Genomic DNA, 13,461 nt, shown 5'->3' with positions numbered 1-13,461 from the left:
AATGCCTTAGGGTCGTTATCGACTCGTTTGTCGTTTTGATTAATGGGCATTTCATGATCGTTTTTGCTTTGGATTAAAATGTGGCATTGATACCGAAACTGATCGTACGGGGCTGCGGAAGGTTCATGTTGTCATCAGACATGAATCTCGCGTCGTAGTTCTTGGATACCTCGGGGTCTATCCCTGAATAATTGGTCCAGAGGTGGAGGTTGTCGCCCTGAAGGTAGAGCCTTAACCGGGACAGGTTCAGCTTTTCCAGCAGGGGTTTGGGCAGGGAATAGCCCAGCGTTAGCGATCTTAAACGGATAAAGGAACCGTCTTCCAGAAAGCGGCTGGAGTTGTCGAGGTTATGATTGTTGCCGTGTATGGCCCGGGGCACTTTATTGCTGGTTCCGGGGCCGGTCCACCGTTCCAGGGCCACTTCTTCGCGGAATCCCTGGTCACCGTAGCCAATCCTGTCAGTTGTCTTTCTCCAGGTGGCATAGACATCGTTGCCGTAGGAATAAGTGAAAAAGACATTCAGGTCAAATCCCCGGTAACGGAACATATTGGACCATCCTCCGAAATAATCCGGATTGGAAGAACCGATGATCTGGCGGTCATCTACATTAATAATACCGTCATCATTGACGTCTTCGTAGCGTACATCACCTGCGCGGACTCCCTGTTCATAAAGCTGTTCGGGCACTTCGTCATCCGACTGGAAAATACCGAGCATCTTGTACATATAAAAACTCCCCACTTCTTCGCCCACCTGCAATGTTCTGTTGGCACCGATAAGAAGGGCCTCATCGCCCAGGAGCGAGGTGAGTTTGTTCCTGATAAAGGAAATGTTGAAGTCACTTGTCCATTCAACAGGGCCCAGGGAATGGTTAAGGTTGAACGAGAGTTCCAGCCCGTTGTTACGCATGGAGCCGATATTGCTGGTAATACTGGAAAACCCGCTGGTGGCATGAATGGGCATACTGTAGAGCAGGTTTTTGGTGTTTTTGATAAAATAATCGGCCGTAAAATTGAGTTTTCCACGGAAAAAGGAAAGGTCTGCACCTGCGTTGAACTGCTCGGCAGTTTCCCAGGTAAGGTCGGGGTTTCCATAGGAAGAAATGGCAATTCCACTGTTATTGGAATAATTCCTGCCCCCGCTCATGAGTGCCTGGAACGCATAACTTCCTATACCGTCCTGGTTCCCCGTAGCCCCGAAACTGGTTCTCAGTTTCAGATCTGTTTGTTCGGATGCCCAGAACGATTCTTCAGATACGTTCCACCCTGCGGATACGGACGGGAAAGCCCCGTAGCGTTTTTTGGCGGAGAATTTGGAAGAACCGTCGGCCCGGATAGACATGGAAAGGAGGTATTTGTCTGCCCACGACAGGTTAACCCGGCTGTAATAAGATTCCAGTGCGCTTTCCCCGTAGCCTGTGGAAGCATCTGCTATTTCACTTGCTACCGAAATCACATCAAAAGAAGGGGAGGGGAACCCCCGGCCGTCGATATAAGAGGTACTGGAGGTCACCTTCTGAAAGGAGTGCCCGGCAAGCGCGTTGACCTTCAGTTTTCCGAAAGTCTTGTCAAAATAGAGCGTGTTTTCCACGAGGAGGTTTTTAATGGTCCTTCTCCGGTCCAGTATTCTTCCTTCTCCTGCTCCATAGGGATGTGTTTCTGTGTAGTAGAGAAAATCCTCCGTATGGATGATGTCGGCCCCTGCTGAACTTTTCAGGTGAAAGGCGGGGCTGAATTTAAAATCGGCATAGAAATTTCCCAGGTAGCGGTAGTTATCGAGCTGCGCGTCCTGTTCATTGAGGATCTGCAGGTTGTTGTGATACCGGAGTTCTTCCGTACCCCCCACATAATAGTCGCCATTGGGTTTGTATGGACGGTCAAAAGGCCTTTGCCCTACACTCCGGAGCATAATGGCCGAACCGAATTCCCCGTTGGGGATCCTGTTGTTCCGGGTATAGCTCATGGTGGACTTTGTTCCTACTTCCAGCCAGTCCAGCGGTTTGTGGGTAACATTGACCTTGGCCGTATATTTCCGGAACTTGTTGGTCTTTACCACGCCTTCCTGGTTGAGGTATCCGCCGGAAAGGTAGATCCTGGTCTTTTCGGTACCGCCGGAAAAAGAGAGGTTGAGATCGGTTACGAAGGCATGTCGCAATACGAGGTCCAGCCAGTCGGTATCGGGCAGGCCGGGATAAGGATTTTCGTAATACCGCACAAAATTGTTGTCTCCGGGGACATAGCCGTATTGTTGGTTGTAGTTATTCACGGCTTCGTTCAGTACTTCGAGATAAAGGTCCGAATCGGCCATTTTCAATTTGTCCAGCTCAGGCAGGTACTGCACACCGGAACGCATGCTGATATCCAGTTTGGATTGCCCCGCCTTGCCCGATTTCGTGGTGATGATCACTACTCCGTTGGTGGCCCTTGAGCCGTAGATGGCTGCGGAGGCTGCATCTTTAAGGACTTCAATAGACTCAATGTCGTTGGGGTTGAGTTCGGCCAGCGGGTTCATACCTTCGCCCATGTCGTACATGGCGGCGTTGTGTTTGACCAGGGGGATACCATCAATGACATAGAGGGGCTCGTTCTGTCCGCTCAGGGAACCGATGCCCCGTATACTTACCCTTACATTACTCCCCGGCGTTCCTGCTCCGGCGCCGATATGTACACCGGGCATCCTGCCCTGCATGATCTGGTCGGGCCCCAATACGGGGCGTGCGTTTTCCTCGGTAGGCTTAAAGGAAGATATGGCGCTGGTCACTTCCCGCCTTTCCTGTTGTCCGTAACCGATAACCACTACTTCGTCCAGCAGTTCGTTGTTCGATTGCAGGGCAATGGTCAGGGAAGTACGGCCGTTAAGGGGTTCTTCCCGGGTGGTGTATCCCATATAGGATATTTGCAAAATGGCATCAGGTGTGGACGGTGTTATGGTAAAATTACCGTCAAAGTCGGTAGAAGTACCCCTGGAAGTCCCTTTTTCAATGACAGTGGCACCGGGAAGCGGTTGCCCGTTTTCGTCTGTCACCTGACCTGTAACGGTCTGGAATGCCCGGATCTCTTTTTCTGTTCCTTTACCTGTAATACCGATCGAGATGTACTCGTCGATACGCCTGTAAGATAAGCCGGTATTTTCGGTGATAAGGTCGAGGATCTCGAGCAGGGAGATCTTTTTACTGTCGATATCGAACCTTTGGTCTACATTATCTATCTTCCTGTCATAGACAAAACGGAAGTCGGTCTGTGCTTCCACATCTTTCAGGATATCCGCGACCGATGCCTCCCGGACGGAAAGGCTTACGGTGACGTCCCTGAGATCCTGCCCCTTGATCTCTGCGGCGAGGATAGGGTTGAGCAGGGTAAAGATGAGCAGATAGCAAAATATATGGAATGTCACTCTTAGTAATTGTTTGCCAGTTAATGAATTCATATTTTTACACAATGTTTAATGGTTGTTGTTTTTACAATACTGTTAGGCTTCCGGCGGCCCGTTCTGCTCGCCAAAGTGTTACGGGCTGCCTTTTTTTGTTTTCTGAGGGTTTTATGTCATAGGCTGATCATTTTAGATTTAAAGTTATAGGGTTGAAGTTTTTTCATCTTGCCTGTTACACAGGGGGTGTTCCCTTACAGCAATTCCATGCTTATCTGCCACCATGTTTTCCCTGTTAATCACTACAAGAGCCTTTTAGGAGAACGGTTTTGTCCGAGACAAACTCATATTCCAGGCCTTCCTTGGCAAAAGTGATACTTTCCAGTATCACGGGGAGTTCCGCTTTTTCAAATTTTGCGGTGATATGGCATTGTTCCAGATGGCCTTCCCGGATGATCTTTACTCCATACCAGCGCTCCAGTATGGCAATGGCTTCTGCGAGTGAAGTATCGTCAAAACGTATGATGCCATCGGTCCATTCCAGGAAATGGGCTGTATTCACTTTTTTAGTGTATACGGTATGGGTCTGCTTGTCAAATAAGGCCTGTTGGTTTGGGGTGAGGAATGTTTTCCCTGCTCCGGAGGAGGCTTCTTCCGGACCCACTTTTACTTTTCCGGTGGCTACGGTAACCCGTACCGCTTTGTCTTCGGGATAGGCCTGTATGTTGAAAGAAGTGCCCAGAACAGTGGTATTGAGCCCCTGGGAACGAATGACAAATGGTTTTTCCGGATCAGGAGTTACTTCGAAGAACGCTTCGCCCGTAAGCTCCACTTTCCGGATATCGCTGCGGAAGCGGTCGGGAAAGCTGAGGGTACTCCCTGCATTGAGCCTGACCCTGGTTCCGTCCTCCAGGACTACATTATACCGTTGTCCCGGGGGGGTGGTAACGGTTTCGTAAGTAATATGCTCTTCAAAAATTGTATCGCGGTAATGCCATAGCGCTGTTCCCAGCCCGACGAGGATAAGAAAAGAGGCGGCGATGGACAGCCAGCGCCGGGATATGGGGTTTTTATGATTGTCTTCTTGTTTTCGGATGCCTTTCCGGATATTGGAAAACATTTCCTTTTTTATACGGGAATGGTGTATGTTGAGGTGCCCGGAACGCTCCTGGTTTTCGGCGTAGCTGTCAAAAAGCCGGTCCAGCAGTTCTTTCTCGTCTTCCGAGCATTTTCCGTCCAGGTATTTCCGGAAAAGCTGTTGTAGTTCTTTTTCGTCCATCAATAGGTGTTTCTACCTTATAGATGCACCGGAAGGGGACAACCCTAAAAAAATATAAAAATTATCAGTAATCACATAAGAATCAGTATGTAAGATGTAGGGTTTTTAAATTTTAAACGTTACTCCCACGTCATATGTCCTGAAGTCTTAAGTCCGAAAATAACTGGCCTTAAAAAAAATAAAACAAAAAAAGGATGGTAGATTCCGTAAGGAGTTTGCGAAGGTGTTTAAGGGAGACCGTGATATGGTATTCCACGGCTTTTTTGGAGATCTGCATTTTTTCCGCGATCTCCCGGTGCGACATGGCATCGTCCCTGCTCATCCGGAAGATAACAAGGCTTTTGGCCGGAATGGACTGTATGCTTTTTTGAAGGATGCCCTGGGTTTCTTTCAGGTTCAGGCTTTCCTCAACATCGTTCACATGGAGGATGTGGTTGATCCTGTCCATCAGCTTCTGGTTGATCTTGTTCCTGCGGAGGTATTCAAAACACCTGAGCTTTACGGCCTGGTACAGATAGGCATTGACGTTTTCAATCTCCAGCTCGCGGCGTTTAATCCAGATCCGTATAAAAACGTCCTGAACCACGTCTTGCGCGGCTTCCCTGTCCTGCAAAATGGAAGAAGATACTACCAGCAGTTTCTGCCAGTACCTGTTGTAGACCTCATGAAAAGCGAGTTCGTTGTTTTCCCGGATAAGGTCAAAAAGTCTGTTGTCTGTAACTTCCATAGTAGCAAAGGCAATAGTATAAAATTTACGGGAGCCCGTTATTAATAAATGTTTAAGAAACTGTTTAAGTTTCGCCTTCCGGTTTTGTCGGGATAATATACAAATTGCTTTTGAATAAAATATACTTTTTATCAACAACAAAAAGAAAAAATGTAACAGGATGCCCTGTTCTTTACAGATAACGCTTCGTTTTGGCGGATATTAATTTGTTTTTCTAAAAAATGTGTTAACTTTACCTGTGCTAATGTGTTCGATAACATAAAATAAGAACCTCGTTGTAGGAATTTATAAACAATCCCGGCAACAGGGAAGGAAAAAGGCGTTTTTGGTTCAGGACACAGGAGAACGGATTGCTTTAGTTGTATATAACCAGATTCAAGTTTTTTGGAACCGCAAGAGAACATAGAACACCTGTGGCAGGAACTGCGAAAAGGCAGTTCGGTTGCACTTGGAGATATCTATGACCACTATGCCGATATATTGTTTGCCCACGGCATGCGTATCTGCGGTGACAGGGCGTGTGTGATGGATTGTATCCACGACCTTTTCCTGGACCTGTACAAGTACCGGAAAAAACTTTCTGCGGGTGTCAATGTCCGGTCTTACCTGTTGCGGTCCCTGCAGCGAAATATAAACCGGAAACGCAAAACCCGCGAACAACCCCTGTTCAATGATGAAACCTCCGGTAGAATGGTGCCTGCCAGTGACCCTGTACAGTCTGTCGAAGAAGAATTTATCTTTTCTGAGATCCAGACCGAAAAAGTATTGCGTTTAAAGACCTCTTTCGACCAGCTTACCGACAGGCAGCGGCAGGCACTGGCCCTGAAATTCAACGAAGGAAAGCCCTATGAGGAAATAGCCGAGATCATGAATGTTTCCGTAGAAACCTCCAGGACATTGATTTATAGGGCGGTAAAAATGTTGAGGAAGCATTTTCTCCCATGCCTGGTCACTGCTCTTTATGTGTTTTTCCGGAAGGAAATGTAAACTTACCGTAAAATTTTCGCAAATTTTTTGTCTATAAAACCAAAAAAATGCCCTCTTATATAATAAAGGGCAATGCCGCCTTTCGGTCGGGTGTGAAAAAATACCCTCCGTGAGGCAATGTCATTTAATTAAGGCCATGGAGAATAATATGTCACCCCTTCGGGGTTTAATGCATCATTAACGATTGTGTTTCTATAAATATGTCAGCCTTTCAGGCTTTATAAATTGAGAAAAGATGATGGCCTTTGACGATTTAGTGCCTATAAAGATATCGACTTTTCAGGTAATAATAAATCCCGAAGGGATAACATATTTATAGCTTATAAATATGTCAGCCTTTCAGGCTTTATAAATTGAGAAAGGATGGTGGCCTTTGATGATTTTGTTTCTATAAAGATATCGACTATTCAGGCAATAATAAATCCCGAAGGGATGACATATTTATAGCCCGAAACATTAAAACAATAAACAAACCCCGAAGGGGTGATATAGTTTGCCAAACCAAACGACATTGCCCTGGAGACGATGTGCTGAGCATAGCCGAAGTAGAGGCAAGGGGGACAATTATGGCTAACCCATGTAAAATCCCCCTGGGCCAAGTACCAAAACCGGAAAAAAACAAAAGTGAATATACACGAGGACGATAAAAAGGCATTAAAGAAGCGGATACTCCACTCTGTGGGGAGGTACAAAAGGAGGCAGCGCATAAAACAGGGCACGGTGATCCTGGGTTGTATGCTGCTGGCCATGTCGGCCGGATTTTATTATTACGGCGGTGAACAAACATCTGCCATCTACAAATACGCGAAGACCGGGACAGAGGATCCCGACAAAAATAACAGCGATGTAGAACTCATATTCAGTGACGGCCAGGGAGTGGTTGTATCTGAGAGCGACTCGGCCATAACCTATTCCAAAACGGGAAAGGAAGTCAGGATAGGGGCTTCCAGGACCATAACCCAGGATAAAGAGCAGCAGGGAGTGGCTTATAATACCCTGATCGTGCCCTATGGGCGAAGGTCCAGGGTAGCACTTTCCGATGGTACAGTGGTCTGGCTCAACTCGGGTTCGAAATTGGTATATCCTGTGGCTTTTACACAAAAAAACAGGGAAGTCTATCTGGAAGGAGAAGGCATTTTTGATGTGGCCCACAATAAAGACCAACCTTTTCTGGTCCTTGCAGACGACCATAAAATAAAAGTATTGGGAACGGTCTTTAACGTGAGCAATTATCCTGAAGACAGTTCGGTCAGTACCGTACTTAAAAGCGGTAGTGTAGAAATAGCCTACAAGGGGGATGGATTGCTGAAAAAAGAGAAAACCATCAGAATATCTCCCGGAACCATGACTGTATATGACAAAGGTTCTCAACAGATGGCGTCCAGGGAAGTGGATGTAGAAAACTATTTTTCGTGGAAAGAGGGCATATTTATTTTTGAGGGGGACAGGCTGGACGATATCGTAAAAAAGCTGTCAAGGTATTACAATGTGGATATCAGGATAAAAAACAAAACCCTGGCCGGACAGACCTTCTCGGGTTATCTCGACCTGAAAAACAGTGTAGAACAAGTTATAAGTACAATAGGAAAAACCACCGATTTTGAATATTCAAGAGGCGGAGAAAACCAATGGATCATTAACCAAAAGAATTAAGCCTGTGAAATAAAAAAGCAATACAGAAAACAGGAGATGCGCCAACACCTCCTGTTGGAAAGAAATTAACCTTACTGTGCTGAAACAGTAAAATTAATCAACAAACACAACAAAAATATGAATAAAAAAACTAACCTTGACTTCCTTAGGGAGATAGATCCCTTATGGAGGTACTTGTGGACCGTGATGAAGATCTTCCTCCTATTTATCGGCATCGGTTTGTCCTCCGTTTATGCAAGCCATTCCACCGCACAGACCCGGATGGATATAAATGTCGAGAACATTACCATACAGAACCTGTTCAAAAAAATACAGGAAAAAAGTGAATATGTATTCTTTTACAAGGACGGTACGATAGACAGTGATCGGAAAGTATCTGTAAAGCTCACAAATGCCACGCTTCAGGATATTCTGAACCGTGTATTCCCGGCAAACGGACTGGTTTATGAACTCGACGGCAGGCAGGTTGTGGTCCGGAAAAAACCGTTAAAAATTCCGGATGATGCAGAAGCTCCGCAGGCCGTGCAGGGTTGGGAAGTATCCGGGACCGTGACCGATACGGAAGGACAACCACTTCCCGGGGCCAGTATAGTGGAAAAAGGGACCGATAGCGGAACTCAATCCGATTTTGACGGGAATTTTTCCATAACTGTCTCTGACCAGGATGCAATACTGGCCATTTCCTATATGGGATTTGTGAGCACCGAAGTCCCGGTAAACGGGCAATCTGAAATAAACATAACCTTAAAAGAGGATGTGGCCAACCTGGAAGAAGTTGTAGTGGTGGGCTATGGTACCCAGAAAAAGGTTAACCTTACGGGAGCCGTAAGCCAGGTTACATCGGAGGCCCTGGAGAACCGTCCGGTGGCCAATATGGGGCAGGCTTTGCAGGGGGTATTGCCTAATCTTAATATTAATATTCCCAACGGAAACCCGAATGCCACTCCAACCTTTAATATCCGTGGAGGTACTTCCCTCCAGTTGAATGATGATAATCCGAATAACAAGAAATTCGAATTTCAGACGGGCAGTCCATTTATCCTTGTAGATGGGGTTCAGATGGACATTAACATGCTCAACCCCGAAGATATAGAAAGTATCAGTATCCTGAAAGACGCTGCTTCTGCCGCTATTTACGGAGCCCGTGCCGCTAATGGTGTGGTATTGGTAACCACAAAGAAGGGAAGGAGATCCCAAAAACCCCGGATCACTTATAATACCTCCTTTCAGTACAGCCGTCCTTCGGCCCGGCCCGGCCTTCTGGACGCCTATACCATACAGGAAGCGGCAATAAAAGCAGTAGAACTGGAAGGCCGTACCCCTTCCGGTGATATGTATGAAACGCTGGACGCCATAAAGGCATACAGGGACAACCCTGAAGAAAATCAGCCTTACATTATGAGTCCCGGCGGGAGCATTATCTGGGTGGCCAACACCCGGCCTTACGATGAAGCGGTACGCAATGCGGCTCCCATGATGAAACACAACCTGAGCCTCCGCGGCGGATCGGAAAGGAATACGTATATGGTGTCTCTCGGTTACCAGGACCAGGAAGGGATATACAAGATCAATACCGATAAGTTCAAAAGGTATAATGTGCTGGTCAATGTCGGTTCGGAAGTGACCGATTGGCTTAAAATGGATTATCAGGTCTCCTGGAACAATACCGTATACGAGGAACCCATAGGCCCGGGAGGAAAGGGCAACTGGTGGAATGCCCTGGGGCGGGAACCCGACAGGAATATCAATATGCCGATCAAAACTCCTGCCGATTCTCCCGTGGGTGAAATGTATACGGACAACATCCTTTCCTTTATGAGTTACGGGGCAAACAGAAAGAGCGTGAACGAGCGGTTACTTATGAAAATAGCTCCTTCCATAAGGCTGCTGAACAACTGGAACCTGAAGGCGGATTTTTCTTATATGTCGAGGAATTACAGAAAAAAAGATGTTCTGCCTGAGTTGTTGCGTGTGGAAAAGGATTGGGACAATCTCACAAATGCCCATACCAGCCCGTCTTACATCGATAAGACAAGCGATCGTACAGATCAGTACACCCTGAACATCTATTCCGATTACGCGGCTACACTTGGAAGCCATAATATAACCCTGCTGGCCGGATTTAATCAGGAATGGTTGAAGTATGAACATCTCAGGGGAAGGGGAGAAGGAATTTTATCTCCCGGAATCCCCGTGATCAATCAAACTACTGGAAACGAATATGCCTATGACGGTGAAAGCCACTGGGCGGTAAGAGGAGCATTTTACCGGATCACTTATAATTTTGACAACCGTTATTTGCTGGAATCTAACGGGCGTTACGACGGTACTTCCAGGTTTCCGACGGACCGGAGGTTCAAGTTCTTCCCGTCCATTTCCGGCGCCTGGAGGTTTTCGGAAGAATCGTTTGCCGGGTTTCTGAAACCTGCATTTGACGAGCTGAAGTTCCGGGCGGGTTATGGGAGCCTGGGCAACCAGAACGTGTCTAACTATATCTATATCCCGTCTTATGGAACAGTTTCCCAGGTACAGCATTTGTTTAACGGAACACGCCCGATAGGGATAACGCCCCCCGGACTGGTGGACCCGTACCTGACATGGGAAACAGCCACTACACTCGATCTGGGAGTAGATATGACCCTTTTCAGTAAGCTGGACCTTTCCTTTGGATGGTACCGTAAGAAAGTAAAAGACATACTGGTCGATGGTGACAAGTATCCGGCGGTATTGGGAGCGTCGTCCCCGACAAAGAATTCCGGAGAGATCCAGACTACCGGGTGGGAACTGGAAGTAAAATGGAGAGATCAGTTGAGCAACGGTTTCCGGTATGATATAGGCCTGAACCTTTGGGACTATCAAAGTGAGGTATTGTCATTTGACGGAAATCCCAATAAGATCATAGATTCGGGAAACCGGAGTGGAGGCCTGTATGAGGGCGCGAAACTGGGAGATATCTGGGGTTACGAAACTGCGGGGATCTTTCAAAGTGAAGAGGAGATTGAGGCTGCGCCCAGCCAGGAACTGCTCAATTCCAGATGGTTCCCGGGAGATGTCCGTTACAAGGACCTGAATGGTGACGGGGAGATAGGCCCCGGGGAGAATACCCTGGAAAATTCCGGGGACCGGAAGATCATCGGGAACAGCACTCCGAGATACCAATTCGGTCTTAACATGAACGCTTTCTGGAAAAACTTCGATCTGAATATCTTTTTCCAGGGCGTGGGCAAAAGGGATTTCTGGTTGGGGCATAATATGTACTGGGGCGGTATGGCCGGTTCTTCCGGGACCTGGGACGTGTATAACAATACCTGGACCCCGGAACGCACGGATGCCTACTTCCCGGCCTACAAGAACAAGGGCGCGAACAGGCAGGTACAAACCCGGTATTTGCAGGATGCATCTTATATACGCCTGAAAAACCTGGCCCTGGGTTATACATTGCCAAAGGAAGTCAGCCAAAAGATCAAGGTAGAAAAATTGCGTTTGTCTGCTTCGGCCTATAATATCTGGGAGTATACCAAGGTCCCGGATCTGTTTGACCCCGAACTCATGAGTGCTGATTATCCCATGATGCGATCTTTTGCACTTGGCCTTCAGGTAACCTTTTAACAACATTTAAATTATTTCCAAATGAAGAGATTATATATACTTATAACAGTATGTGCCGGACTTCTCGTCAGTAGCTGTAACGACGATTTTATGGAAAGGTATCCCCTGGACCAGATCACTGACGAAAATTTCTGGCAGACCGAACAGGACCTGGAACTGTATTGTAACGAACTGTATGCTGTTTATATCCGTGGGTTCAGTTACGAATGGGGAGATGGTACTATTAGTCCGTATGGTTATAATGAAGCTGCCATTCCCTATGGAGATGTTATTACCGATAATGCTGCGCCAAACTCTTATTCCAAAGTAGCAGCCAATGAATATACCAGTCACACGACAGAAGGTAGCGGCAGCGGAGGCTGGAGCTGGGGAGATATGAGAAAACTCAACTACTTTCTCGACAACTACCAAAGAGGGGATGTAGCCCCTGAGGTGAGGAATGTTTACCTGGGGGAAGTTCTGTTCTTTAAAGCCTGGGATTATTTTAAAAAGGTAAAGACTTTTGGAGATGTACCGTGGTATACCCATGTACTGGAAACCGATTCCGAAGAACTTTATGCCCCCCGTTCCCCGAGAGAGGAAGTTATGGATTCCGTGATGAAAGTATTGGACGAAGCCATTGCCAATCTTCCCGAAAAAGGATCACAGAAACCTGGGAGGATCAGTAAAGATGTGGCCCTGCACCTGAAGTCGCGTATAGGGCTTTTTGAAGGAACTTACCGTAAATATCATACCGAACTCGGTTTGGACGGTGCCAGGTTTCTCGAAGCCAGCATAGAGGCCTCCGAAAAACTGATGAATGCCGGATATGCACTCTATACTACCGGAGATATCAATGAAGATTATCACAATCTTTTTTCCCAGTATTCGTATGGTAATAACCCGGAAATTATTTTATGGAAAGAATACAGCGCCGATGAAAACCTCGGAGTAGCCTTCAGCCGGTACTACGCCCAGAATTTACGTCACCGTCATGGAGCTACCCGGGCTCTGGTGGATACTTATTTGTGTACCGACGGGCAACCGATTGCGTTAAGCCCTCTGTTCGAGGGAAAAGATTCCATACAGCAAGAAATGCTCAATCGCGATCCGCGGCTGCGGCAAACCATCTGCAATTTCGGGGAGTATGCCCTGGCAGAGGGAGTGATGGGAGCAGATAATGCGCCATTGCCCAATATCCCCGGGCTTAGCGGAAACAAATGTCCCACCGGGTACAGGGTTGCCAAATGGTTCTTTAACGAACCGGACGATTGGGGCAGGCTCACACGTGGCATGCAGGCCGCTCCTATATTCCGCTATGCCGAGATCCTGCTTAATTATGCCGAAGCCAAATACGAACTGGGGCAGATAAGCCAGGATGTGATTGATCAGACCGTAAACCAGATCAGGGCCAGGGTGGATATGCCGCCGCTGAACATAGGTGCAATCCCTGCCGACCCGATGATGGATAGTGATTATGCAACTTACTGCGATTACGTTCCGGAACCCGTACTCCGGGAAATACGAAGGGAAAGACGCGTGGAACTGGCCTTTGAGAATTTCCGCTGGGACGACCTTATGCGGTGGAAAGCCGGAAGGTTTCTCGAAAAACCCGTGGAAGGCATCAAATTCGTACAGGAGCAATTTCCCGGGGTTGTCGTGGGAGCAGACGTATTCCTGAGCGGAGAAGGATATATATTGCCCTATTACGAAGTCCTGCCCAACGGACGTAAGTGGAACGACCGTCAGTACCTCTTCCCCATCCCCGTCGAAGACCTGGTGCTCAACCCGAACCTGGAACAAAACCCGGGCTGGGGCTCCAATTGAGACCAACAATGAATTTTAACCAGTTTTTTTAAT

The 13,461-nt window shown here is 47.3% G+C and carries 7 protein-coding genes; 4 read left to right on the top strand and 3 right to left on the bottom strand.

Translation table 11 applies throughout. The features are described from left to right. Positions 1 to 73 precede the first annotated feature (73 nt). The 3 genes from KN811_RS06635 to KN811_RS06625 form a co-directional block, all read right to left on the bottom strand. The gene (locus KN811_RS06635; RefSeq protein ID WP_187966564.1) at positions 74 to 3,427 is read right to left on the bottom strand and encodes a SusC/RagA family TonB-linked outer membrane protein; all 3,354 of its coding nucleotides are present in this window, start codon (positions 3,425 to 3,427) and stop codon (positions 74 to 76) included. Between the two features lie 235 nt (positions 3,428 to 3,662). Continuing rightward, positions 3,663 to 4,646 carry a FecR family protein gene (locus KN811_RS06630; RefSeq protein ID WP_216334733.1) on the bottom strand — a complete coding sequence of 328 codons (984 nt, stop codon included), beginning with the start codon at positions 4,644 to 4,646 and terminating at the stop codon, positions 3,663 to 3,665. 169 nt (positions 4,647 to 4,815) lie between these two features. Further along, complete coding sequence (locus KN811_RS06625; RefSeq protein ID WP_187965687.1) at positions 4,816 to 5,373, bottom strand: RNA polymerase sigma-70 factor; 558 nt, start codon at positions 5,371 to 5,373, stop codon at positions 4,816 to 4,818. Positions 5,374 to 5,757: 384 nt separating this feature from the next. Here KN811_RS06625 and KN811_RS06620 point away from each other — a divergent pair, with 384 nt between their 5' ends. The 4 genes from KN811_RS06620 (at position 5,758) to KN811_RS06605 (ending at position 13,428) form a co-directional block, all read left to right on the top strand. After that, positions 5,758 to 6,360: an RNA polymerase sigma factor gene (locus KN811_RS06620; protein ID WP_187965688.1), complete on the top strand. Its 603-nt coding sequence runs from the start codon at positions 5,758 to 5,760 to the stop codon at positions 6,358 to 6,360. A gap of 624 nt (positions 6,361 to 6,984) precedes the next feature. Further along, the gene (locus KN811_RS06615; protein ID WP_187965689.1) at positions 6,985 to 8,013 is read left to right on the top strand and encodes a FecR domain-containing protein; all 1,029 of its coding nucleotides are present in this window, start codon (positions 6,985 to 6,987) and stop codon (positions 8,011 to 8,013) included. A gap of 117 nt (positions 8,014 to 8,130) precedes the next feature. After that, on the top strand, positions 8,131 to 11,622 hold the full coding sequence (locus KN811_RS06610) for a TonB-dependent receptor (protein ID WP_216334731.1): 3,492 nt from the start codon (positions 8,131 to 8,133) through the stop codon (positions 11,620 to 11,622). Positions 11,623 to 11,643: 21 nt separating this feature from the next. Then, positions 11,644 to 13,428, top strand: coding sequence for a RagB/SusD family nutrient uptake outer membrane protein (locus tag KN811_RS06605; RefSeq protein ID WP_187965690.1), 1,785 nt, complete (start codon positions 11,644 to 11,646; stop codon positions 13,426 to 13,428). Positions 13,429 to 13,461 lie beyond the last annotated feature (33 nt).

Source organism: Sinomicrobium weinanense (assembly GCF_018863395.1).
Lineage (GTDB): Bacteria > Bacteroidota > Bacteroidia > Flavobacteriales > Flavobacteriaceae > Sinomicrobium > Sinomicrobium weinanense.
This window is presented reverse-complemented; position numbering and strand designations above follow the sequence as displayed.

What these genes read in the sequence shown, in the direction of transcription:
- KN811_RS06635 (WP_187966564.1), bottom strand. Translation starts at nt 3,427, where the DNA reads ATGAATTCATTAACTGGCAAACAATTACTAAGAGTGACATTCCATATA.
- KN811_RS06630 (WP_216334733.1), bottom strand. Translation starts at nt 4,646, where the DNA reads ATGGACGAAAAAGAACTACAACAGCTTTTCCGGAAATACCTGGACGGA.
- KN811_RS06625 (WP_187965687.1), bottom strand. Translation starts at nt 5,373, where the DNA reads ATGGAAGTTACAGACAACAGACTTTTTGACCTTATCCGGGAAAACAAC.
- KN811_RS06610 (WP_216334731.1), top strand. Translation starts at nt 8,131, where the DNA reads ATGAATAAAAAAACTAACCTTGACTTCCTTAGGGAGATAGATCCCTTA.
- KN811_RS06605 (WP_187965690.1), top strand. Translation starts at nt 11,644, where the DNA reads ATGAAGAGATTATATATACTTATAACAGTATGTGCCGGACTTCTCGTC.